We start from the raw sequence: 24,134 nt of genomic DNA, 5'->3' as shown, positions 1-24,134 counted from the left end.
CATGGTTGATTTGATAGTATTTAATGTAAGCAACAATAGATATGCGATGAATATAGCAAATGTTCAACGCATAGTTCAAGCAACTAGGCTAACACCAATACCAAATTCACATCCTTATATTGATGGCATGATGTCTTATGAAAAAAGCGTTATAAAAGTTTTGAATTTTCGTAAGCTGATATCATTAGATACTTATGAGAGTGATTTAAAAGAGCTTTTTATTACTCTTAAAAGAGGACATAAGGAGTGGGTTGAATCATTAAGGGAGTCCCTTCAAAGTGGGATTGCTTTTACTCAGGCATTAGACCCTCATGCTTGTGGTCTTGGAAAGTGGTTAGATTCATTTACTGCATATGATGAGCAAGTAGTTGAAATTTTAAATGAGTTGACTGAATCTCATAAGGAACTACATTTGATGGGTTCAGTTGCACTTGAAACTTATGAAAAAGATAAGGAAGAAGCATTAAAAATATTTAATAAAAACGTATTAAATATTTTTAAAGTAACAATGGGCTCACTTGATACATTTACGCAAGAGCTAGATTTAGTTTCTGATTCTCTACAAAAATTTATCATTTATGATAATAATGGAGCTACATTTGCTATTAAAGTAGATACTATAGAAGATATTGCGCATGTAGAGGAGAGTGAGTTTATAGATACTAATGATAGTGATAAACACGACTTTTTAGAATTAGATAGTGTTTTAGATTTAAAAGGTGTTTTAATAAATGTGATTAAAACAGTAAAAATACCAAGCTAAAGGATAGAAAAATGGCAATTACATATGAAAATAATAGTGCTACTTTTAACTCTGTAATATATGAAGATGAAGTAATTCAACTTAGAGACTTTTTACAAGAAAAGGCTTCACAAGAGTTGACTTTTGACTTTAAAGAGTGTGATGATATTCATCTCGCAATACTGCAGTTAATTATGGCTTATAAAAAAAACTATAGCTGTATATATGAATTTAGTGATACAAAAAAAATTTTTGAAATAGTATTAAAAGGGTTTGACACTAGTGAAAACCATTGTAATTAGTAACAGAAAAGGTGGATCGGCTAAAACAACAACTGCAGTCAATATAGCAAGTGGTCTTGCAAAATACGGCTCGGTATTACTTTTAGATCTCGATACACAGGGACATGCCTCTATTGGTGTTGGGTGTGAGCCTGATGAAAAGATAGGAGTGCACTCTATTTTTAGTGGCTCCACTCTGAGTGAAACGTTTATTCCTACGGTTCATGAAAATTTGACACTCTCTCCCGCATTGGCATTTTTTGACGTGTATGAGTACTCTGATTTAAGAGGAGTCCTCAAAAGCCGTTTTAAACGCGAGAAGATAGCGGAGTTTTTTGATTATTGCGTTATAGATACTCCACCCACTTTTGACGCCCTTTTAAAAAATTCATTAGAAGTTGCAGATAGCGTCGTTATACCCTTTGTACCACATCACTTGGGTGTAGTGGCTGTTGGACAGATGTTGCGAGCAATTTATCAAAGCTCAAAAACATTGGAAAGAGATATGGCGGACGTGTCTATACTACCTGTTATGTTTAATCCTCATATAAATGAGCATAAAGAGTCGCTAGAAAAGGTCAAAACGTCATTTGGAAAAGAGAAACTTCTCTCTCCAATTGGAGTTGATATAAAACTTGCCCAGCAGTTTGAACTTGGTTCGCCAATTATATTAGACCCTAAGCGCTCAAAAGGAATGAAAGATTATAAGCAGTGCGTTAAAGAGCTCATTGAGAGATTATAGTTCTTATTTAAAAGGAGTAGGCAATGTATAAAGTAAATGTTTCGAATCCATGTAGTTGCTTTATTAGAAATGGATTTGTAGAGTCTCAAGAATTCACTACTAAAGAAGAAGCTAAGGAAGAGGCTAACAAACTTATGCAAACTATGAAGTCGAATTTTTGTCAAAAACACGACTTCTCCATGAGTGAACAGTTTGGAGATTTTAATATATATATTAAACCAAGAAGATAAGAGTAAGAATAGTAAGGTTAGAGAAATATCTCAATGGCTCTAGCTAAATCCTCTTTTGTATCTATCCCGAATCCTGTAGAAGCCACTTTTACCATAGCGATTCTTTTTTGATGATAAATAGCACGAAGTTGCTCTAGTTTTTCAATGTCTTCTATAGGTGCATCATTTAAAGAACAAAACTCTTTTAAACCCCTGTAATAAGCACTTTTAATTTCATCTTTTATAATTAAAATACATGTGATTAGCAGAATGCATTTCTAATATTTACATTATAAAAACTTATAAAATTACAGAGATTTCAGTCAGTGCTTTTTGCTTAAGAATTGCTAAGATAGACCTTGTTTTTTATTGCAGCTGTGCCTATACTGTAGCTTTTTGAAAGGTAATACACAATGAAACAGAGTAGTAAACAGTGATAATCTAGCAAAAGTGATGCACGAAGACAATTGACTTTTTAAGTATAGGTAGGAATGCAGGTTTCAGAGAGAAGAATGGCTACTGTTATCTTCTTTGACCTCTACTCGCACCAAATGCCATTATGCACATCGCCTGGACTTGCAATTTAACTATGTAAATTCTGATGTTAAAAGGTTGGAAGATCAGTAGTATTAATAATTTCTTTATAAATATTATTATATAATTTTATATAAAATAGTTTTATTTAGTTAAATTTATAACAAGGAATAAACAATGAAATATTTAATATTAAAAGTATTTACTTTGATACTAACAACCACCCTAGCTTTTACTGGCTGTGGTGGTGGAGGGGGTGATAGTGGTACTTCTACTACTACAGATGGAGGTAGTGATAAGACTTATCTATCACCAACAACTACACTTGAGTGGCAACATGCTTCTTCTGCATACAGTGGAACTTGGCAAGAGTCAGTTGACTACTGTGAAGATTTATCATGGGCTGGTAAAACAGACTGGAGACTCCCTTCCCTAGAGAGCCTCTATGCAGACTATGAGAACTTTGATCCATTTAGATCTGGTATCTATTGGTCTTCATTCGAAATCAGTAGTTCTTCAGTAAGAGCTCTTTGGGGTGGAACAGGTGAATCAGCAAAAGATGGAAGCTTTTTAAAAACTGAAAAACAGTCTACCTATTGTGTTCGTGGAACATATGCTGGAGCTAATAAAACAGCTGAATCATTCAGTGACACTGAATCAGGCCTTGAATGGATGATGTTACCAACATTTGATAATAGTGTTCAACTAGATGATGCAGTAGAAACATGTAACGGTTTAGTTAAAAATACTCAAGATGATTGGAGACTTCCATCTATCGGTGAGGCTTATACTTTACAAAGAAAGTTTTACGATATATATCCTAAAGATACACTTGATGACTATCACAAGATATTCTGGTCTAGTACTCAATATGATGATACTCACCAATCTACTTTTACTATAAATTGGAATAGTCCAACAGAGATTACATTTTATGTTGAGAATAGAGAAAAAACTCAATATAATTCATATCTATGTGTAAGAGGTACTCAAAAAGATAGAGTAGTTGTGGATGATATATATAGCATCGAATGGCAAGATAGCTATGACAATGTAGATAAAGAACTAGCACCAACAATAGACAAAGCAAATGAATACTGTGAAAATTTACTATATGATGAAAAAAATGATTGGTACCTTCCAAATACTGATATTACTAGTTCTAAACCTGATGATTCACTATTCTATTATCAAGAATACTGGACAAACTCTATATATATAAATTCAACTAATTTATTTGGTAACTTGGCTCCTAGATGTATCAGAGGTGGGTACTTTGCCAATAACCCTAATTTACATGGACTGTGGGCGTATGTAGACGATGCGTCTACAGTAGTTATAAATAAGGCAACATTTTTTAAATCTATAGAGATTATTGATACAAATCACATCAAAGTAGTAAATTCAAATGATGTTACTCGCCACCTTATCCGTGCAGGAGTACCAGATGTAAAACTAAATGGTGAGATAGCTACTCTTACAACAGCTACAAGTGCTGCTCCATCGCGTTTAGCATCGTCATTTACTGGCATAGGGAGTCTCGAGATGATTTTAAGGAACCATTTACAAAATGAAGAGAGAAAAGTAAGTGTGGTTCCAACGACTGATGATAATCTTGTCGGTACAATAACACCTGCTACTACTACAACAAATGAGACGCTTTATGTTAAAGATCCAACTAATACAAATGGTAGATTAGTCATTCCTAGAGAGAGTAACCTTACCATGCCTACGGGCGATACGGAAGTAACCTTAATTCAAAATGACAACAATGCCACATTTAATGTAAGTGTTATAGGTGAAGAGACAGATATGGGAATCCTAACCGTAACCGATAAAGCATACAACTTTAAGTCATACATGGAAAGTGGAAATGACTGGAGATACTTCGGCTATAACGATGGTGAAACAAGTATCTCTTATATTAAAACATTAAAAATCTGTAATATTGGTACAGCTGATATCTCAGGTGTCTCTTTTAACATAGCACTTGACTCTAATTCCACTGACATCAATAGAACATTTAGCACTAACTATGACAACTCGGCAGTTCCCTTCGCATCAGGCGAGTGTAAATCATACGATGCAAGTTTCTCATTTACTCGTCCTACAGAGGATAAAGACTTCAAGATAAATATCACTATAAATGATAACTTCAATGCTTTAACTTGGAATGACTATGCTTCAATAAAAGTCAGTAAGTATCCTCATCACAATCTCTACTTTAACTCAAATACTAAAACACTTAATGGCTTTTTAGTGACACCAGGTAGAAACCTTATCAATGTCTCATTTAGTAATTCAAGCTACAACAACTTTGTAAGAGTGCCTTTAGTTCAAACTGATGAGTATGATGTAGTAATCTCTACACCAAATATCACTGATGAAGATGTATATATGATATCTAGTGGAGTGGTACCGGATACGACTAAAATGAATGGGTTTACTAATGTTACAGCGAATGAACCTGACAATAATGAAGGTAACGCAACGAAGTTAGCTCTATATGGAGGTGAATCAGTCGCTTATCTAGCCCAGAAGGATATAGATTTTTATAAGATAGTTGATAAACCAGCAGTAGCCAATATGGTCGCTAACGCTTATGTAGACTTTAATATCTCTATACCTATGACTACAGAGATGAATGCCTCAACCATTACAAATAGTACTGTTACTTTAACTAATGGTTCATCTTCAGTATCTGGAAGTGTGTCTTATGATGGAACTACTAAGACAATTATATTTGATCCAGATGCAAACCTTAGTGCTGGAACTCATACTATTACTCTTAGTAAGGATGTAGAAAGTGCTACGGGATATAAGCTTGATTCAGATGTAAGTTGGGATATTAATATTTTAGATTATCCAAATACTGCACAGGTTATTAGTAACTATAGTGCTACACTAAAATGTGTAGCTATTTCAGGAAGTTATGCTTATGCTGCTGATAACGGATATTATGGTTTACAAATTATAAATATATCAGATCCAAGTTCTCCAACTCTAACTGCTAACATAGATATTGGTCATGCAAGAAGTATAGCTATTTCAGGAAGTTATGCTTATGCTGCTGATACCGCTGCAGGATTGAAGATAATAGATATTTCAAATCCAAAATCTCCAACATTGACTGCTACTCTAGATACTTCAGGTAGTGCATATGGAGTAGCTATTTCAGGAGGTTATGCTTATGTTGCAGATGGAAATTCTGGATTACAAATCATCGATATATCAAATCCAAATTCTCCAACTCTAACTGCTACTTTAGATACATCAGGTACTGCATTGGGAGTAACTATTTCAGGGAATTATGCTTATGTAGCTGACGGAGATTCTGGATTACATATTATAGATATATCAGATCCAAGTTCTCCAACTCTAACTGCTACTCTAGATACTTCAGGGTATGCATATGGAATTACTATTTCAGGAAATTATGCTTATGTTGCTGATTACACTTCAGGATTACAAATCATCGATATATCAAATCCAAGCTCTCCAACTCTGACGGCAACAGTAGATACTTCAGGTAGTGCAGAGGGAGTAACTATTTCAGGAAATTATGCTTATGTTGCTGATGGTAGTTCAGGATTACAAATAATAGATATATCAATTCCTAGTTCTCCAACTCTCACTGCCACCGTGGATACACCTGGCTCTGCAAGTAAAGTTGACATCTCAGGTAACTTTGCTTATGTTGCAGATGAAGGTTCTGGCTTACAAATAATCAATATACAAATGTACAAATAAAGGAAAATAAAAATGAAAAAATTACTACTAACAACTGCACTACTTAGCACACTACTACTAGCTGATAGCACAGACCGTACACAGATAAACCTAAGCACGGATGATAATGGAAACACTAATCCAGATCTTTTCATTCCTATATACTGGGGTGATTCTCTGTTCTCAGCACTTGGTTACTCTAGCTCTAACTTTTACGAAGTAGCACCTCTATCTTCTATAGCGAATAGTAGAATTGGTACTACAGTAGATCAAAGAACTATGAAGCTAAATCTCTTAACTTATGAGCTTAAGTTTAACTCGATGACTTATGCCTTAGGTGGTGAAGTGGAGAGTATCACTATCAACAAACAAGAGTTTGGTTACTTTGAGCAAGCAGCTGACATAGTAGCGGCTGATAACTCTATAGAGATAGACGTTATAAAACCAAATATCAAAGCTGACATCTCTTACCAAACTAAAGACTTACTTGTAAGACTAGGTGCTTTAGTATCACCATATAGTAATCTTTCTGTAAAACAGACTACAGTATTTCAACCGCTTGTAACTACAAATGGTACAAGTAGCTCAAGTACATCTCAAGACCTCTCATACGAGCTAAACCTTGCATTAAAGTATAAAGTATCATCTTTGATGACTTTACACTTTAACAGTAACTACTCATACCTTCCAATGAAGTATGACTTAGCGGTACTAAACAGTACACTAGATGACTTTACAACTGATACTATAGAAGTGCAAGAGACTACAACTACAAATGATATAAAGTTATCATTTAACATAGACTCTTTCTCATCAGAACTAAGCCCAAGTATAGGTTACCGTATACAGAGCATGTCAAGTTTAGATGTAGGAAGTAGTACAACTACAAGTTTAGATAATAATGCATGGCTGATAGGGTTTGAGGGTAGGTTTTAGAGGTAGCCCTCAAAAATTTAATATAAGTCATGTCGCATGCTGAGGTATCTATTGCTAGGTGTTACATATATACTCAGAGTCTAATTTAAGAAAAGAATTTATTTAGAACTGTACCTTTTGCTCTTTTGGCTGTAAGTCTGAAAAGTGAACAAACAAGCTTTATAACTCTATGAGTAGGGCTGAAGGTTAGAGAAATATCTCAATGGCTCTAGCTAAATCCTCTTTCGTATCTATCCCGAATCCTGTAGAAGCCACTTTTACCATAGCGATTTTCTTTTGATGATAAATAGCACGGAGTTGCTCTAGTTTTTCAATGTCTTCTATAGGTGCATCATTTAAAGAACAAAACTCTTTTAAACTTTTTTTTGAAAAGCCATATATTCCAATATGCCCAAAATATTTAGCACCGCCACCTTGGTTGTAAGGAATTGCAGAACGTGAAAAGTATATGGCGTTTTCTTTCTCGTCTAATACGACTTTTACAAGGTTAGGATCTTGTGCAGCTTCTGCGTTTATAGCGTTATAACAACTTCCCATAATAAAATCCGCTTTTTCATCTTGAAGAGTTTTGAGCTTACTCATAAGTGATTCAACAACGTCAGGCTCGATAAATGGCTCATCTGCTTGAACATTGATGATGATTTCATCTTCATCTACGTTTAAAAGAGTTGCACACTCATGGATTCTATCTGTTCCACTCTTATGTGTAGTAGAAGTGAGCATCGCTTCTACTCCATACTCTTTGCAAATCTTAATAATCGCTTCATCATCGGCTGCTACTACCACTCTATCAATATGAGCGACTCTTTGCGCCGTTCTTACGACCATTGGTAAGCCACCAATATCGGCTATTACCTTTTGTGGAAATCTAGTTGACGCTAATCGAGCTGGGATAATAATCATTTAATGCCTCTTTGATATAATTACAAAATTATATCTAAACAAATTATGAAATAAGTTAAGGCCACATATGCTTCTTTACCAGCCTGAGTCAGGTTATTGCTATAACAGCGACTCAATTTTTCTTTACAACTTTATTAATACGTTTAAGCCTAAAGGGAAAATGCTTGATGTTGGAAGTGGTTGTGGAATAGTGGGTCTCTTGGTCGCTCGTGATAATCCTAGAGTCTCTCTAGAGGGAGTAGAAAAGCAAAAAGCTTTCATGGAATATACAAAGATAAATGCAAGAGTTAACAAGATAGAGTACACTCTTCATGAACAAGAGTTCCTAGAGCTAAATAGTGAGTATAAGTATGATTATATAATCTCTAACCCTCCTTTTTATCCAATGGGAGCAAAAAAAAGTGAAGATGAAATGTTACTAAACGCAAGGTACAATGATAATCTCCCTATGGCGGACTTCTTTAAAAAGGTCTCGCGTTTACTAAAGCCAAACTCACATTTTATATTTTGTTATGACGCAACTCAATTTTTTGATGTTTGCACTGAGTTACAGAGTGTAAAGATGCGTATTTGCGATGTACGGTTTGTCCATTCAAAAGTTGACAGGACCGCTTCATTAGTACTTGTTCATGCAAGAAATGGCTCAAAATCAATGATGAAAGTACATCCTCCTCTCATTCATATGGATGAAAATGAGTATTCAAAAGAGGCGCAAGAGATTTATGATAAAGCAAAAACACAGAGTATAAAATGTCAGATATAACTAAAAAAGAGGGCTATCCTTATGGATTTAAACCTTCAGCTTGTAGTACTTGTGCTGGAAGATGCTGTACAGGAGAGAGTGGCTATATCTATGTAAGTAAAAATGAAATTATTTCTATAGCCAAACTTTTAAATCTTAGCGTTAATGATTTTGGAGTAAAATATCTCTTTAAAAAAGATTATAAGTACTCCATAAAAGAAGTACAACATGAAGGTTCACACGAATGTGTTTTTTATGATAGAAACACAAACGGGTGTAAGATATATGAATCACGTCCATCTCAGTGTATAACGTTTCCATTTTGGGATTATTATAAAACACGAGTGGATGAGTTAAAAGAAGAATGCCCAGGGATAGTAGATGTTTAAATATTTGTTACTTGTGTCGCTGTCACTGCTGCTTATCTCTTGTTCACAAACGCAACCTAGTGTCATTAAGAGCAATCAAAAAACTTTTGAGAAAGAAGATGCGTACATCCTTTTTGCCCTACGTGCTGAGCAGATTAAAGATTATCCTTCAGCTTCGGAACTTTTTGAATATCTTTATAAAAATTCTAATCGCAGTGAGTATCTTTATAGATCTTTAGAGAATGACTTACTTTCAAAACATCCAAAGAAGTTATTGACAAGAGTGGATAAGTTACTTTTAGAAATCCCCCAAGATATTAACCTTATACGTATAAAAATTGTAGCTCTCTTTGAGTTAAATAGACTAGATGAGGCAAGTAAGTTAGCTATAAAGTTATCTGCAAGAACTCAAGAGGCAAGAGATTACCTACTTACAAGTGATGTGTTGATTAAACGCCAAGAGTTTGATTTGGCCGTGCGTTATCTTGAGGGTGCATATACTAAAGAGTATAATGAAAAGATACTTGATAAGATGTCTATTATACTTTATGTAAACCTCAATAGAAAAAAAGAGGCAATAGCACATTTAGAAACACATATGAGAATGCACTCTTGTTCTAAAATGATATGTGCGAGATTAGCTGCATTTTATAGTAATGATAATAACCTTGAGGGACTACTCTCTACATACTTGAGACTTTTTGAATTAGATAAAGATGAAGAGATTGCAAAAAAAATAATTCAGATTTACTCTTATAAGCAGGATTATCTAAGTCTGATGAGTTTTTTAGAAAAATCTAAAAGTGATGATGAAGTCCTTTTACAGCTTTATGCATCTTCAAAAAACTATAAAAAAGCAAGTCCATTGTCATATGAACTTTATGAAAGAACATCAGAGATAGACTATTTGGGTCAAAATGCTATATATGAGTATGAACAAGCAGAAGATAAAAACTCTAAAGAGTTACTAAACAGTGTAGTTAGAAAGCTTGAAAAAGTAACAAAAGAGGATAAGAGACCTCTTTATATGAACTATTTAGGATATATACTCATTGATCATGAAATAGATATAAAAAAAGGTATGACGTATATTGACGAAGTGCTTTTGATTCAGCCTAATTCATCATTTTATCTTGATTCAAAAGCTTGGGGCTATTACAAGCTTGGTGAGTGTTCTAAAGCTAAAAGTATTATGGATAGAGTGGTAAAACTTGAGGGTGGAGACGACCCTGAAGTTCTTTCACATATTAAAAGTATAAATAAGTGTTTAAAAAATAAAAAGGGTAAAAAGTAACAATGATTTTAGATGACATAATAAAAAAAACAAAAGAAGATTTAGCTAAACGTGAAAAAGAGTTCACATTAGATTGGTTAGGGCGTTCACTCGCATTTAACGCTAGAGCTCCTCGTGATGTTATTCCTTACTTAAAAGCAACAGAGGAAGACCCATATAGAATTATCTCTGAGGTTAAAAAAGCCTCTCCATCCAAGGGAGTGATTCGTGAGGACTTTGATCCCATAGCCATTGCTCAAGCATATGAGAGAGGAGGAGCAAGCGCTATATCTGTACTTACGGAACCTCACTTTTTTCAAGGTTCTCTTGATTACTTAGGTGGTATCCGTCGTTATGTAGGGATTCCACTTTTAAGAAAAGACTTTATAGTGTCTCAGTACCAAATTTTAGAAGCAATGGTCCATGGGGCTGACTTTATTCTTTTAATAGCAGCCGCTTTGAGTAAAAAAGAGTTAAAAGATCTACTTGCATACACAAGACACTTAGGGATGGAAGCACTCGTTGAAGTTCATGACAAGCAAGACTTAGTAAAAGCTATCTATGCGGGTAGTGACATTATCGGTATCAACCATAGGAATTTACAAACGTTTGAGATGAATATGAATCTCTGTTATGAACTTATACCTCTTATACCAAATGGAAAAATTATTGTTGCGGAGAGTGGTATATATGAGCATGGACAGCTTGAAGACTTAAGTAAAGCTGGCGTTGACGCATTCTTAGTTGGTGAATCTCTTATGAGAACAGACAACGAAGAAGAGGCATTAAGAATATTGAAAAATGGAGCTCTATAATGAAAAAATTACTATTAATAGCTACGGTAGCGTTTACTTTACTTTTTACAGCTTGTACTCAAGAGACGCAAAATAAGATAGGACGTTCTATACAAAACTGGACGGGAACTAATGGTATTTTAGATATTTACATGGGAGAGAAGCTGGTACAGCGTTATATCAAAATAGATAAACTCTCAACAGCACTCTCAACAGACGGAGCGACTGCGCGAAACTATAGATATGGATACGGATACTTAGACGCAAATCAAAACTATAAAGTAGACGCTGGTGAGAAAAAAATATACTTTGAAATAAGTAACTATTCAACATCATATATATTTTATGATAGCCCAGGAAAGTAGCTTTTAACAAAAAGGATAAGCAATGACAATAATAGAACTTTTTAAAAAATTATTACAATTTAAATCAATTACTCCAGATGATGCAGGTACATTTGAATTTATAGATGAGTACTTAGGTAATGAGTGGGAATGTATAGTATCAGATTACGAAGATGTGAAAAATAGGTTTTATTATAAAAAGTTTAATAATAAGAACCAACATTTATGTTTTGGAGGGCATATTGATGTTGTTCCGGCAGGCAGTAATTGGGATACTGATCCTTTTGAACCTCTAGAAAAAGATGGGCAAATTTTTGCCAGAGGTGCTCAGGATATGAAAAGTGGAGTAGCTGCTTTTTTATATGCATGCAAACATACTGAATATTTTGATGGAACCTTATCTATCTTGTTGACATCTGATGAAGAAGGTGATGGCATTCATGGTACTGTAATAGCATTAGAAGATTTGAAGAAAAGAAATTTTTTACCAGATTATGCAGTTATTGCAGAACCGACTTGTGAAAAAGTTTTTGGGGATTCAATTAAAATTGGCAGAAGAGGTAGTATAAATGGTTATTTAACGCTTCAGGGTATACAGGGACATGCAGCATATCCTGAAAGAGCAGTTAACCCTATTCATTTGATATCTACTATTTTACCTAATATAGCATCTCACCGTTTTGATAATGGTGATGAGTCTTTTTCCCCGTCAGTTTTAACTATTACAGATATTAGAGCAGGTTTGCAAGTTACAAATTTAACTCCGGATAAATTAAACTTGATGTTTAATGTACGTAATTCTACAAAGACGAACCAAGAATCTATTAAGGACTTTATTGACTCTGAATTTAAGAATATTGATTACACATTTAGGATGACACAAAGTTCGTACCCATTCATAACAAGTGCAAGTTCGAAAATGGTAAAAAAAATAAATGATTCAATCTATAAGACTGTTAATATTCGACCACAATATAGTACTGCAGGGGGGACTAGTGATGCTAGGTTTTTTAGTCGATATGGTAGTGATACAATTGAATTTGGTGTTATAAATGACAAAATACATAGTATTAATGAACGAACATCTATAAATGAAGTTGAAAATTTAACTAAAGTCTTTTCAAACTTAATTGAAGACTTTTAATAAGGATTAATATGCCAAAAGAAGTAAAAATATTTGGAGTATTTATTGCCTCACCATCTGATGCAAAAAATGAAAGAGAATTAGTAAAATCAGTAGTTAATAATTGGAATGCTGAGCATTATGAAACAGATTTCAGATACGAAGCTATATTATGGGAGTCACATGCAAAACGTAATGTGGGCAGAGGACAAGATATAATTAACGAAGAGTTAGTTGATAAGTCAGACCTTATGATAGCTATATTTAAAAATAGGTTAGGTACACCTACTGGTGGATTTATGTCAGCAACATTGGAGGAAATAGATAGATTCCAAAAAGCAGGAAAGCCTGTGTGTATTTTATTTAGTAATGAAAGTTCTAACGATACTCAAGAATATATCGAATTACAAAAATGGAAGGAAAACAATGCTTGGAATGGGTTTTTAACAGGTGAGTTTAGTTCACAGCAAGATTTATCTGAAATTATTAGACAAGAACTTACAAAATTTAGACCAATGCTTGAAGGAGGAGCGACAGCAGAGGAAATATATTCTAAAAGAAAAATACAAGAAACATATACAGAAAGCTCCAGTTATGATCCAACAAAAGATAAGGAACGGTTACGATTACAATCTCAAGCTACACTAAAGTTTGATAAAGAACATCTTGATAGTGTTATGAAATATTTAAGAGAAAAAAAAGGTGATCAACCGATTAAGATACTTGATGTTGGATGTGCTGATGGTACAGTTACTGTATCAAGGTTCGAAGGCTATGAAAATATCAATGTCTTAGGAATAGATATATCCTCAAAACAAATTTCAAGAGCTATTGAAAATAATAAAGATAAAACAAATTTTACATTTCAAGAATTAAATATAATTGAAGCAGAAAGTTTATTGGATACGGATTATGATTTAATATTTTCAGTGTATGTTATGCATCATCTTAAACTTAGTGATGTAGTAATGAATAATTTATGGAAGAAATTATCTGGTAATGGAGTAATGTTTGTTCGTAGTCCTGATGATGGGTTAAAAGTTAATTTTCCAGAAAATGATAATTTAAATTATTTATTAACTACAACAGATAAAATTAAAGGTAGTTCTGATAGAAAACACGGTAGAAAACTATACACATTTATGAAAAGATTTGAAGATAAACCTAGTAAAATAGATCTGAAATATTTTATTGATGATACATCAAATCTAACAGGGGATGGTAGAGAGCACTATTTTAGTCATTACTATGGATATAGAAATCAAGAAATTGATAAACTTGCTTCAGAAACAAAACTACCGGGAGATATAAAAACTGCTGAAAAGATTAATAATATTATGATTGAGCAAAAGGAAAGATTTGAGGATTCTAGTGATGTGTACTCTTTCTCAGCAGCGATATTGGCTATAGCATATAAAGATTTTAATATATAATTTGCTAGAATATATTGGTATTAATATTTTAAAATCTATTTTTATATATCTATATGAGTTAATATAAATTTGAAATATGTTTAACAGTATTAATCTCGTAATAATAAGTAAAAGGCTTTTCTTTATTACAGAAGCTACTTTAAAGTAAAAGTAGAATGTGCTTTGAGGTACAGCTTTATAAATACATTTAAAAAAATTAATAAGTGAGTGAAATAAATGAAATATTTTATCGCAATAGCTGTTTTGAGTATATCACTTTTTGGAGCAAATATAGACTGGCCAAGTGACTATAAAGTAGCTTTGAAAGAGGCTAAAAAACAAAATAAACTAGTTTATATTTTTATAACGTCTGACTCTTGTGGATGGTGTAGAAAGTTTGAAGATACAACACTTCAAGATGAGTATATAAAAGAGAGACTTGCTAAAGAGTTTATCTCAATACATATTTCTCGTGAGTGGGATCCAGTTCCAAAACAGTTTGAGACAGCACCGGTGCCTCGCCACTATTTCACTGACTCTGATGGAGAGATACTCTATAGCTCTTTAGGCCACCGAGGAATACCATGTTTTGATGGTTTTATGGATAACGCTATAGAAAAGAATGAATTAAATAAAGAAGGAGACAAAAAATGAAATTTGTACAAACAGATAAGGCACCGTCGGCTATAGGACCATACTCACAAGCAGTAGTGGCTAATGGAATGGTATATACGTCAGGTCAAATTGCTTTAACGCCAGAAGGCAGTGATGCAGTACTCTCTCAAGGTGTAGTGGAACAGACAACACTTGTTATGAAAAACCTAGAGGCTGTACTTGTTGAAGCAGGTAGCTCACTAGATAGTGTAGTGAAAACTACAATATTTTTAGCTAGCATGGATGACTTTAGTGTTGTTAATGGGATTTATGAAGAAGCATTTGGTACTCATAAACCAGCTCGTGCAACAGTTGCCGTAAAAACATTGCCAAAGAATGCGCTAGTAGAAATAGACGCTATCGCTTTAGTGAAGTAATTAAATAAAACTTAAAGCTTATTTAGGTATAATTCCGAACTTTTTGTAGAAATACATACATATTTAAGGACCGTAGATGTACGCAATAATTAAAAATGGTGGTAAGCAGTATAAAGTGACAGAGGGTGATGAATTATCACTTGATAAAATGTCTCTTGAAGCTGGTACTACTATAGAAATCAAAGAAGTTTTAGCAGTTAACGCTGGTGAACTTAAGTTTGGAGCTCCTTTTGTTGAAGGTGCTATTGTAACTGCTGAAGTTATGAGAGAAGGGCGTGACAGAAAAGTTATTACTTTTAAGAAACGTCGTCGTAAAGACAGTAAAGTTAAACGTGGTTTCAGAAGAGACTTCACTCGTGTTAAAATCACGAAAATAGCTGCATAAGCTAAACTAACTCAAGGAGAATATTATGGCACATAAGAAAGGTCAAGGTAGTACGCAGAATAATCGTGACTCAGCTGGTAGAAGACTTGGTGTAAAGAAATATGGTGGAGAGGTTGTTATTCCTGGTAATATCATCATCCGTCAACGTGGAACTAAAGTTCACCCAGGTAATAATGTAGGAATGGGAAAAGATCATACTTTATTTGCTCTAATTGAAGGCGTTGTTACTTTCGAAAGAAAAGACAAAAAACGTCAACAAGTTTCAGTAATACCTGCTGCATAATTCTACAAATATTTGAGCCTTTGTGCTCATTTATTTATTCTTTCACTCGGAATTGTCAAATTCCAAATTAACAAAAATATTTAATAATTTACTCTTTATAGATAACAGTTACTTTTTAAGTATTTAACATCAAGGAAATAAAATGTTCACAGACAGTGTCGAATTAACAGTAAGCTCGGGTAAAGGTGGACAAGGCTGTGTAGCATTCCGTCGTGAAAAGTTTGTTCTCAATGGTGGACCAAATGGTGGTGATGGGGGAAAAGGTGGTGATATCTATTTTAAATGTGATAACAACACTCACACACTTTCTCATTTTCAAAGAAAAATGCATATTAAAGCAGATGGTGGAAAACCTGGCGAGGGTTCTAACTGTAGTGGAAAGTCAGGTTCAAAAAAAGTTATAATTGTTCCTCCTGGAACACAAATTATAGATCAAGAAACAGGTGACATACTTTTTGATATGACCACAGATGGACAAATAGAGAAATTCCTAGAAGGTGGAAAAGGTGGGCTTGGAAATACTCACTTCAAATCACCAACAAATCAAAGACCTACTTATGCACAACCTGGTGAAAAAGGTGAAACTCGAGCTATAAAACTTGACCTAAAACTAATTGCTGATATCGGACTTGTTGGATTTCCAAATGTTGGAAAATCAACGCTTATCTCTACTGTATCTAATGCAAGGCCTGAGATAGCTAACTATGAATTTACTACTCTAACACCAAAGCTTGGTCAAGTTAATATAGGTGATTATGAATCATTTGTTATGGCTGATATTCCTGGTATTATTGGTGGGGCACATGAGGGTAAAGGTTTAGGAATTCAGTTTTTACGTCATATTGAGCGTACAAAGATTCTTCTTTATATGGTTGATTTAGGAAACTATAGAGATCTTAAAGAGCAGATAGAAGTTCTTAAAGATGAGATTGCTTCATTTTCTGAAATACTTGGCGAGTCTAAGTTTGCCATAGCACTTACTCGCTCTGACGTTATTGCTCCTGAAGAACTTAACACGCTTGTAAATGATTTTATTGAAATGCTTGGTTTGAAAGTTACATATGATAATGAATTTAACTTTGATTCAAATATACCTTTTTATATTCAAGAGAGCGCATCGGATGAATTAGGTTTTGATAGAACAAAACCATATTTAATCGCTCCTATATCTTCTGCTACTCATAAAAATATAGACGCTCTTAAGCATGCACTTTTTAACCTAGTTCAAACAGACAGATAATAAAATGAGAATAGTAGTTAAAGTTGGAAGTGCGGTTTTAACTCAAAATGGCGCTATTGCACTTGAGCGAATGCAAGCTTTAGTAGACTTTTTGGCTGACTTGAAAAAAGAGAATGATGTAATACTTGTCTCTTCGGGAGCAGTTTCCGCTGGTTATACGCTCTTGAACCTTGATAGGTCAGTCCTCCAGAATAAGCAAGCCTTAGCTTCATTAGGACAACCTGTTCTGATGAGTAAATATACCCATAAGTTTTCAAAGTATAATATATTATGCTCTCAAGTTTTAGTAACTGCCGCTAATTTAAATAAATCAGATGATACCGCACGTATAAAAAACACAATTGATACTTTACTTGTAAATGGCGTTGTTCCCATAGTAAATGAGAATGACGCAACTTCAACTGAAGAGTTGGAAGTTGGGGATAATGATCAGCTATCTGCATTTGTAACGCAGCAAACAGATTCTGACTTACTGATTATTCTTTCAGATATTGACGCTTATTATGATCATGACCCGCGTACAAATGAATCAGCAAAAGCATTAAAGATTGTTAATAAAATTTCAGATGAAGAGTTAAGTAAGGATGCCACTCCAAATGACGTTTTTGCAACAGGGGGAATTGTTACAAAGCTAAAAGCAGCAAATTATCTTCTTGCACACGATAAACAAATGTTTTTAGCAAGTGGTTTTGATTTGGGTGACGTAAGATCATTTGCGCTCAATGCCACTCATAATGGTGGAACACTTTTTACAAAGGCTTAAAGAAATGAATGTAATTTTTATGGGTACGCCTGATTATGCAGAAAAAATTTTAAAAAGACTAATAGATGAGTCAAATATAAATATAGTTGGCGTTTATACTCAACCTGATAAACCAGTAGGTCGTAAAAAAGTTATGACGCCACCTACCGTTAAAGTTTTAGCAGAACAAAACTCTATTAAAGTTTATCAGCCAACGAGACTTCGTGATGAAGATACAGTGGCGCAACTTCTAAGAATAGAGTGTGACTATATAGTTGTAGCAGCTTATGGGCAAATACTCCCTCGGGAAATTTTAGATCATGCCCCTTGTATAAATCTTCATGCATCCATACTTCCTCAATACCGAGGTGCCAGTCCTATACAGCAGACGCTACTTAACGATGATAAAAGTACTGGCGTGACTGCAATGCTTATGGAAGAGGGATTAGATACAGGTGATATCTTAAAAATAGATAGAGTAGACGTACCAAAAGATATGATGGTTGAGACACTTTTTGATAGATTAACGGAAGTAGCAGTAAATTTAACTATAGACGTACTTGAAAACTTTACAAAGTACACTCCAGTAAAACAGAATGATGATGAGTCAACGCACTGTAAAAAAATCACTAAACAAGATGGTGAAGTTACGTTTAGCGACGCACATGAAATTTATAACAAATACCGCGCATTTACTCCTTGGCCCGGTATATATTTAAAGAATGGACTTAAGTTAAAAAAAATACAACTCGAAGATAAGTGTGCAATTCATAAAGCTGGTACAATATTAGAGATTAATAAGGACAATATTGTAGTGGCCTGCGAGAAAGGAAGTATAAAGATATATACAGTCCAACCTCAGTCAAAAAAAGAGATGGATATTCATTCATATATCAATGGGAAAAGACTAGCTCTTGAAGACACTTTTCTTTAAGACCCTTCCTTCAACTCAAACATATCTCAAAGAGTTACTCAAAGAGAGAAATAGTTCATTGCCAATTGCTGTAGTCGCAGAGATGCAAACAGCTGGTATAGGAAGCAGAGATAATAGCTGGTCTTCTCAAGAGGGTAATCTGTTTTTATCTTTTGCTATTAGCATAGATGAGCTAGCAAAAGATTTAAAACTTGAATCGGCTTCTATATATTTTTCTTATATTTTAAAAGAGACGTTAGAAAAGTTTGGATCTAATGTTTGGTTAAAGTGGCCTAATGATTTTTATATTGATGATAAGAAAATTGGCGGAATGATTACTAATGTAGTAAATGACATAATCATCTGTGGCGTTGGTTTAAATATAATAAATAAACCAGATGGCTTCTCAAAACTTGATATAGAAATTGATAAAAATAAATTGCTTGAAGAGTATTTTCAGAATTTAGAAAAAAAACAATTATGGAAGCAAGTTTTTAGTAAGTATGAGCTACAATTTTACAGAAATAGAAAGTATTTTACACATGTAAATGGTTTGAGAATATCATTAAGTGAAGCAAGTTTACAAGACGACGGAAGTCTGAACATAAATGGCGAAAAGGTATATAGTTTAAGATGAGTGAAGTAATAGTAATTGCAAATCAAAAGGGTGGAGTAGGTAAGACAACTACTGCTGTAAATCTTGCTGCATCCTTAGCCGTAGCAGAAAAAAAGGTACTCTTAATAGATTCTGATCCACAGGCTAACGCAACAACATCTCTTGGCTTCCATAGAAATGACTATGAGTTTAATATCTACCATGTACTAATTGGAACTAAAAAGTTAAAAGATATAATTTTAAAGTCAGATTTACCAACTCTTCACCTCGCTCCATCTAATATTGGTCTCGTAGGAATTGAGAAAGAGTATTATGACGCAGACAAAGCGAAGGGTAGAGAATTAGTTCTTAAAAAAGCAATTGCTAATGTTAAAAAAGATTATGACTATATTATAATAGACTCGCCACCAGCATTAGGTCCTATGACTATTAACGCTCTTTCAGCTTCAAACTCTGTTATTATTCCTATTCAGTGTGAATTTTTTGCACTAGAAGGTTTAGCACAACTTTTAAATACAGTAAAACTTGTGAGAAAGTCTATTAATCCTAAGTTGGCTATTAAAGGTTTTTTACCAACCATGTTTAGTTCACAAAATAATCTTTCTAAACAAGTATTCGCTGATCTTCGTCAACATTTTCACGCTAAACTTTTTAAAGATGAAAAGGGAAAGTACATTGTTGTTCCTAGAAATGTGAAACTTGCAGAGTCTCCATCATTTGGTAAGCCTGTAATTCTTTATGATGTAAAATCAAGTGGTGCCATTTCATATCAAAGTTTAGCGCATGCTATTATTAATTAAAATTATAGATTTCTTATAGTTCTAAGGGAGAGTTATTTGTGAAAAGTCAAAAGTTAGGTAGAGGGTTAGACGCTCTTTTAGGTGAAATGGATGAAGCTTATGAAAATGAGGGCTCCTCTCGTGATGAGATTTTAGAAATATCTATTAAAGATATTAGACCAAATCCATTTCAGCCAAGAAAAACTTTTAACGAAGAGTCTTTACATGAACTCTCAGAATCTATTAAAAATGATGGACTAATTCAACCTATAGTAGTAACTGAAGATATAGATGGATATGTTTTAATCGCTGGAGAGAGAAGATTTCGTGCTTCAAAACTTGCTAAATTAAAAGTAATTCGTGCAATAGTATTAAACTCTGATGAACAGAAGATGCGTCAATTTGCACTTATTGAAAATATTCAACGAGAAGAGTTGAATTCTGTAGAGTTAGCAGAAGCATATGGCGAGCTTCTTAAGTTACATGATATGACACATGATGAGTTAGCTCACATGATTCATAAAAGTAGAACGCACATAACAAACACATTAAGACTCTTGCAACTCTCAGTTAAAACTCAAAAAGCTCTCTTAGAGAAAAAAATCAGTGCAGGACATGCTAAAGTGTTAGTTGGACTTGATGAAAAAGAACAGCAATTAATGGTTAACTCTATTGTAGGTCAAAAACTCAGTGTTAGAGAAGTTGAGGGGATGATCAAAAAAATTAAAAGTGAATCTACTCCAATCAAAAAATCAACGCAAGAACCACTCTTTGACTTTACGTCATTAAATAAAAAATTTGATGATTTAGGTATAAATATTAAAACTTCTAAGAAAAGCATCACACTAGAGTTTAATTCTCAAGACGAAATAATGGAATTTATTTCACGAATTAGAGATTAGATTTATAAATTTTAAATTTTATTCCGCATTTAACTATCCTTTCAATTTTATCATAGTATAATCTCGCAACTTTTAGGAGGTGCTATGTTAGATATAAATCCAATACTACTCTTGGCTACATTTGTTGTATTTGTTTCGCTTATAGCCGTTCTAAATAGTTGGCTTTATAATCCTTTATTTAACTTTATGAATAAACGTGATGGTGACATTAAAAGAGACCTAGAAAAACTGGGCTCGAATGATGAAGAAATCAACACGCTTAATGCAAAAGCTGAATCAATTGTTATGAATGCTAAACTAGAAGCTGCGGCCCTAAGAGAAAAAGTTATCATGGATGCTAAGGAATTAGCAGAAAGTAAGTTAGAAGCAAAACGTGCTGAGCTTGCACATGAATATTTAGAGTTTGAAAAATCTCTTTCAGATGCTAAAAATGAGTTGACTAATGACTTAATGTCACAAGTTCCAGTATTTAAAGAAGCTGTAAAAGCTAAATTTAATCAAATTTAAGGATGTAATGTGAGTAGAATTTTAGTACTAATACTAATGATATCAACTTATGCATTAGCATCTACAGCTGAGCATGGAGAAACAGATATAGTTCAAAGAACTGTGAACTTTTTACTTTTTGCTGGGCTTGTTTGGTATCTAGTAGGAGAGCCAATCAAGAGCTATTTTTCTTCAAGAAGTGAGAGTATCGCTGATGAGTTGAAAAAAGTTCAAGATAAGCTTGATGAGTCTGTTGCTCTAAAAAAAGAAGCACTAGCTAAAATTTCTGATGCAGAAAAGTTTGCTGAAGAGTTAGCTGTAACTTCTAAAAAAGAGAATAAAATCATAAATGATAAAATAATGACTCAATGTAGTCTTGATTTAGAAATATTGATTAAGCAGAGTTCATCATCAAAAGAGTTTGAACAAAGAAAAATGGTTCGTAGTGTTGTAGAAGGTATTCTTCAAGAAACATTAGACCAGAGTTCTGAGAGTTTTGATAGAGAATCTATGGCAAATGTTATTTTGAAGAAGGTGGCATAGTATGGAAGAATTAATAGCAAAAAGATATATAAAAGCTTTAAAAAATGATTCTGACTTAGCATCAATGCAAAACATATCAGATATATTTTCCTGTTTATCAGATTCATTTTCTAATGACAAGTTTGTTAGCGTTATTGTTAACCCACATGTTAGTCGTAAAGATAAATCTGAAATATTATTAGAAGCGGTTAAATCTGCACAATCTGATAAAGTGAATAATTTTATTAAACTACTTGTAGAAAATAAGCGTATTAATATAATTCCTGCAATAGCAAAAGAATTACAAAAAGATATAGCTAACTCAACGAAAGTTTACAGTGGTATTATCTATAGTGATAGTGACATTGAAACGAAAGTTTTGGATGAACTTAGTAGTGGTTTAAGCAAGAAATTCGATTCTACTATATCTTTAGCATTTAAGAAAAATGACTTTAATGGTATAAAAGTAGAAGTAGAAGGTCTTGGAATTGAAATTAATTTTTCTAAAGATAGAATAGATAGTCAAATTATAGATCATATAATTAAAGCAATTTAACTTCATAAGAGGAGAACAATAGTGGTAGCAAAAATACAAGCTGATGAAATCAGTTCAATAATTAAAGAACGTATTGACAACTTTGAACTAAGTGTTGATATAAATGAAACAGGTAAAATTGTTTCATATGCTGATGGTGTTGCACAAGTTTACGGACTTAGCAATGTTATGGCTGGTGAAATGGTAGAGTTCGAAGATGGTACTCAAGGTCTTGTAATGAACCTTGAAGAGAGCAAAGTAGGTGTTGTTATACTTGGTGCTGGTACTGAACTTCGTGAAGGTATGAGTGTTAAGCGTCTTGGAAGACTTTTACGTGTTCCAGTTGGCGATGCACTACTTGGTCGTGTTGTAAATGCACTTGGTGAACCAATAGATGGTAAAGGTCCAATTGAGACTACTGAAACTCGTTTCGTAGAAGAAAAAGCTCCTGGAATCATGGACCGTAAATCAGTGCATGAGCCTTTAGCTACTGGTATTAAAGCAATTGATGCTCTAGTTCCAATCGGCCGTGGTCAACGTGAGCTTATTATTGGTGACAGACAGACTGGTAAAACAACGGTTGCATTAGATGCTATCATTAACCAAAAAGGTAATGGTGTTGTTTGTATTTATGTTGCTATCGGTCAAAAAGAATCAACGATAGCACAAATTGTTCGTCGTTTAGAAGAACATGGTGCTCTTGAATATACTATTATTGTATCTGCTACTGCTGCTGAAGCTGCTGCACTTCAATTTTTAGCTCCATATACTGGTGTTACTATGGGTGAGTACTTCCGTGATAATGCTAGACATGGTCTTATTGTATATGATGATTTATCTAAGCATGCAGTTGCATACCGTGAAATGTCACTAATCCTTCGTCGTCCTCCGGGTCGTGAAGCATATCCAGGTGATGTTTTCTATGTACACTCTCGTTTACTTGAGCGTGCTGCTAAAATGTCAGATGAAAATGGAGCTGGTTCACTTACAGCCCTTCCAATTATTGAAACTCAAGCGGGTGATGTTGCTGCATACATTCCAACAAATGTTATTTCAATTACTGATGGACAAATTTTCCTTGAAACAGATCTATTTAATTCTGGTGTTCGTCCAGCGATTAATGTTGGTCTTTCAGTTTCTCGTGTTGGTGGTGCTGCTCAGATTAAAGCTACTAAGCAAGTTGCTGGTACATTAAGACTTGATCTTGCTCAATACCGTGAACTTCAAGCATTTGCTCAATTTGCATCTGATCTTGATGAAGTTTCTCGTAATCAACTTGAGCGTGGGCAAAGAATGGTAGAAGTTCTTAAACAAGGACCATTCTCACCACTTTCTGCTGAAAAGCAAGTTGTAATTATTTTTGCTGGTAATGAAGGTTTCTTAGATGATTTCGATCCATCAAATGTAGTTCGTTTTGAAGCTGAAATGTATCCATTCTTAGAAGCTTCTTATCCTCAGATTTTTGAAAACATCAGAAGTACTTCTAAAGTTGATGATGATACTAAAGCACTATTGATGAAAGCACTTGAAGAGTTTAAAGCTAGCTTTGTTGTAGAATCATAAGGATT

The 24,134-nt window shown here is 33.9% G+C and carries 28 protein-coding genes and 1 pseudogene; 27 read left to right on the top strand and 2 right to left on the bottom strand.

What is annotated here, in order from left to right; translation table 11 throughout:
* Position 1 precedes the first annotated feature (1 nt).
* Genes GJV85_RS09265 through GJV85_RS09250 form a run of 4 tightly spaced genes read left to right on the top strand, consistent with a single transcriptional unit; the run spans position 2 to position 1,995 of the window.
* Positions 2–763, top strand: coding sequence for a chemotaxis protein CheW (locus GJV85_RS09265; RefSeq protein WP_207561101.1), 762 nt, complete (start codon positions 2–4; stop codon positions 761–763).
* Positions 764–774: 11 nt separating this feature from the next.
* Positions 775–1,044, top strand: a complete 270-nt coding sequence (locus GJV85_RS09260; RefSeq protein ID WP_207561100.1) for a hypothetical protein — start codon at positions 775–777, stop codon at positions 1,042–1,044.
* The gene (locus GJV85_RS09255; protein WP_207561099.1) at positions 1,025–1,765 is read left to right on the top strand and encodes a ParA family protein; all 741 of its coding nucleotides are present in this window, start codon (positions 1,025–1,027) and stop codon (positions 1,763–1,765) included. Before GJV85_RS09260 ends, GJV85_RS09255 begins: the two co-directional genes overlap by 20 nt.
* Positions 1,766–1,788: 23 nt before the next feature.
* On the top strand, positions 1,789–1,995 hold the full coding sequence (locus GJV85_RS09250) for a hypothetical protein (RefSeq protein ID WP_207561098.1): 207 nt from the start codon (positions 1,789–1,791) through the stop codon (positions 1,993–1,995).
* A gap of 17 nt (positions 1,996–2,012) precedes the next feature.
* Here the strand turns inward: GJV85_RS09250 and GJV85_RS13705 are convergent.
* Positions 2,013–2,189: pseudogene (locus GJV85_RS13705) on the bottom strand (3-deoxy-manno-octulosonate cytidylyltransferase); the annotation flags it as partial.
* Positions 2,190–2,685: 496 nt separating this feature from the next.
* On the opposite strand from GJV85_RS13705, the gene GJV85_RS09245 reads away from it, so the two are divergent.
* A complete protein-coding gene (locus tag GJV85_RS09245) occupies positions 2,686–6,258 on the top strand; it encodes an Lcl domain-containing protein (RefSeq protein ID WP_207561097.1) in 3,573 nt (1,190 codons plus the stop codon).
* 12 nt (positions 6,259–6,270) lie between these two features.
* Positions 6,271–7,173 (top strand): hypothetical protein, encoded by a 903-nt coding sequence (locus GJV85_RS09240; RefSeq protein ID WP_207561096.1) that lies wholly within the window; start codon positions 6,271–6,273, stop codon positions 7,171–7,173.
* A 186-nt stretch (positions 7,174–7,359) separates the two neighbouring features.
* On the opposite strand, the gene kdsB is transcribed toward GJV85_RS09240, so the two are convergent.
* On the bottom strand, positions 7,360–8,076 hold the full coding sequence (gene kdsB, locus GJV85_RS09235; RefSeq protein ID WP_207561095.1) for a 3-deoxy-manno-octulosonate cytidylyltransferase: 717 nt from the start codon (positions 8,074–8,076) through the stop codon (positions 7,360–7,362).
* A 67-nt stretch (positions 8,077–8,143) separates the two neighbouring features.
* Between kdsB and GJV85_RS09230 the strand changes: the two genes are divergently transcribed.
* The 21 genes from GJV85_RS09230 (at position 8,144) to atpA (ending at position 24,129) form a co-directional block, all read left to right on the top strand.
* Positions 8,144–8,839, top strand: coding sequence for a tRNA1(Val) (adenine(37)-N6)-methyltransferase (locus GJV85_RS09230; protein WP_207561094.1), 696 nt, complete (start codon positions 8,144–8,146; stop codon positions 8,837–8,839).
* Positions 8,827–9,207 carry a YkgJ family cysteine cluster protein gene (locus tag GJV85_RS09225; RefSeq protein ID WP_207561093.1) on the top strand — a complete coding sequence of 127 codons (381 nt, stop codon included), beginning with the start codon at positions 8,827–8,829 and terminating at the stop codon, positions 9,205–9,207. The genes GJV85_RS09230 and GJV85_RS09225 overlap by 13 nt, the downstream gene beginning before the upstream one ends.
* On the top strand, positions 9,200–10,480 hold the full coding sequence (locus GJV85_RS09220; protein WP_207561092.1) for a tetratricopeptide repeat protein: 1,281 nt from the start codon (positions 9,200–9,202) through the stop codon (positions 10,478–10,480). The genes GJV85_RS09225 and GJV85_RS09220 overlap by 8 nt, the downstream gene beginning before the upstream one ends.
* Before the next feature lie 2 nt (positions 10,481–10,482).
* On the top strand, positions 10,483–11,274 hold the full coding sequence (gene trpC, locus GJV85_RS09215) for an indole-3-glycerol phosphate synthase TrpC (RefSeq protein WP_207561091.1): 792 nt from the start codon (positions 10,483–10,485) through the stop codon (positions 11,272–11,274).
* Entirely contained in the window at positions 11,274–11,618 is a 345-nt protein-coding gene (locus tag GJV85_RS09210) for a hypothetical protein (RefSeq protein WP_207561090.1), read from the top strand. The genes trpC and GJV85_RS09210 overlap by 1 nt, the downstream gene beginning before the upstream one ends.
* Before the next feature lie 22 nt (positions 11,619–11,640).
* Positions 11,641–12,741 carry a succinyl-diaminopimelate desuccinylase gene (dapE, locus tag GJV85_RS09205; protein WP_207561089.1) on the top strand — a complete coding sequence of 367 codons (1,101 nt, stop codon included), beginning with the start codon at positions 11,641–11,643 and terminating at the stop codon, positions 12,739–12,741.
* A gap of 11 nt (positions 12,742–12,752) precedes the next feature.
* Positions 12,753–14,153, top strand: coding sequence for a methyltransferase domain-containing protein (locus tag GJV85_RS09200; RefSeq protein WP_207561088.1), 1,401 nt, complete (start codon positions 12,753–12,755; stop codon positions 14,151–14,153).
* 216 nt (positions 14,154–14,369) lie between these two features.
* On the top strand, positions 14,370–14,786 hold the full coding sequence (locus tag GJV85_RS09195) for a thioredoxin family protein (RefSeq protein ID WP_207561087.1): 417 nt from the start codon (positions 14,370–14,372) through the stop codon (positions 14,784–14,786).
* A complete protein-coding gene (locus GJV85_RS09190; RefSeq protein ID WP_207561086.1) occupies positions 14,783–15,163 on the top strand; it encodes a RidA family protein in 381 nt (126 codons plus the stop codon). Before GJV85_RS09195 ends, GJV85_RS09190 begins: the two co-directional genes overlap by 4 nt.
* A 76-nt stretch (positions 15,164–15,239) precedes the next feature.
* Positions 15,240–15,548 (top strand): 50S ribosomal protein L21, encoded by a 309-nt coding sequence (gene rplU / locus GJV85_RS09185; protein ID WP_207561085.1) that lies wholly within the window; start codon positions 15,240–15,242, stop codon positions 15,546–15,548.
* Between the two features lie 25 nt (positions 15,549–15,573).
* On the top strand, positions 15,574–15,831 hold the full coding sequence (rpmA, locus tag GJV85_RS09180) for a 50S ribosomal protein L27 (protein ID WP_207561084.1): 258 nt from the start codon (positions 15,574–15,576) through the stop codon (positions 15,829–15,831).
* 142 nt (positions 15,832–15,973) lie between these two features.
* Positions 15,974–17,071, top strand: coding sequence for a GTPase ObgE (gene obgE / locus GJV85_RS09175; RefSeq protein ID WP_207561083.1), 1,098 nt, complete (start codon positions 15,974–15,976; stop codon positions 17,069–17,071).
* Between the two features lie 4 nt (positions 17,072–17,075).
* Entirely contained in the window at positions 17,076–17,834 is a 759-nt protein-coding gene (gene proB, locus GJV85_RS09170) for a glutamate 5-kinase (RefSeq protein ID WP_207561082.1), read from the top strand.
* A gap of 4 nt (positions 17,835–17,838) precedes the next feature.
* Positions 17,839–18,747, top strand: a complete 909-nt coding sequence (gene fmt / locus GJV85_RS09165; protein ID WP_207561081.1) for a methionyl-tRNA formyltransferase — start codon at positions 17,839–17,841, stop codon at positions 18,745–18,747.
* The gene (locus GJV85_RS09160) at positions 18,728–19,363 is read left to right on the top strand and encodes a biotin--[acetyl-CoA-carboxylase] ligase (protein WP_207561080.1); all 636 of its coding nucleotides are present in this window, start codon (positions 18,728–18,730) and stop codon (positions 19,361–19,363) included. Before fmt ends, GJV85_RS09160 begins: the two co-directional genes overlap by 20 nt.
* Complete coding sequence (locus GJV85_RS09155) at positions 19,360–20,142, top strand: ParA family protein (protein WP_207561079.1); 783 nt, start codon at positions 19,360–19,362, stop codon at positions 20,140–20,142. Before GJV85_RS09160 ends, GJV85_RS09155 begins: the two co-directional genes overlap by 4 nt.
* A 38-nt stretch (positions 20,143–20,180) precedes the next feature.
* Positions 20,181–21,023 carry a ParB/RepB/Spo0J family partition protein gene (locus GJV85_RS09150; RefSeq protein WP_207561078.1) on the top strand — a complete coding sequence of 281 codons (843 nt, stop codon included), beginning with the start codon at positions 20,181–20,183 and terminating at the stop codon, positions 21,021–21,023.
* Between the two features lie 84 nt (positions 21,024–21,107).
* On the top strand, positions 21,108–21,530 hold the full coding sequence (locus tag GJV85_RS09145; RefSeq protein WP_207561077.1) for a FoF1 ATP synthase subunit B': 423 nt from the start codon (positions 21,108–21,110) through the stop codon (positions 21,528–21,530).
* A 9-nt stretch (positions 21,531–21,539) separates the two neighbouring features.
* Positions 21,540–22,052, top strand: a complete 513-nt coding sequence (locus GJV85_RS09140; protein ID WP_207561076.1) for a F0F1 ATP synthase subunit B — start codon at positions 21,540–21,542, stop codon at positions 22,050–22,052.
* A gap of 1 nt (position 22,053) precedes the next feature.
* Positions 22,054–22,587, top strand: a complete 534-nt coding sequence (locus tag GJV85_RS09135) for a F0F1 ATP synthase subunit delta (protein ID WP_207561075.1) — start codon at positions 22,054–22,056, stop codon at positions 22,585–22,587.
* Between the two features lie 21 nt (positions 22,588–22,608).
* A complete protein-coding gene (gene atpA, locus GJV85_RS09130; protein ID WP_207561074.1) occupies positions 22,609–24,129 on the top strand; it encodes a F0F1 ATP synthase subunit alpha in 1,521 nt (506 codons plus the stop codon).
* The last annotated feature ends 5 nt before the right edge of the window (positions 24,130–24,134 follow it).

This window comes from Sulfurimonas aquatica, from assembly GCF_017357825.1.
Lineage (GTDB): Bacteria > Campylobacterota > Campylobacteria > Campylobacterales > Sulfurimonadaceae > Sulfurimonas > Sulfurimonas aquatica.
Note: the sequence above shows the minus strand (reverse complement) of the source record. Positions and strands in the feature narration are given on the sequence as shown.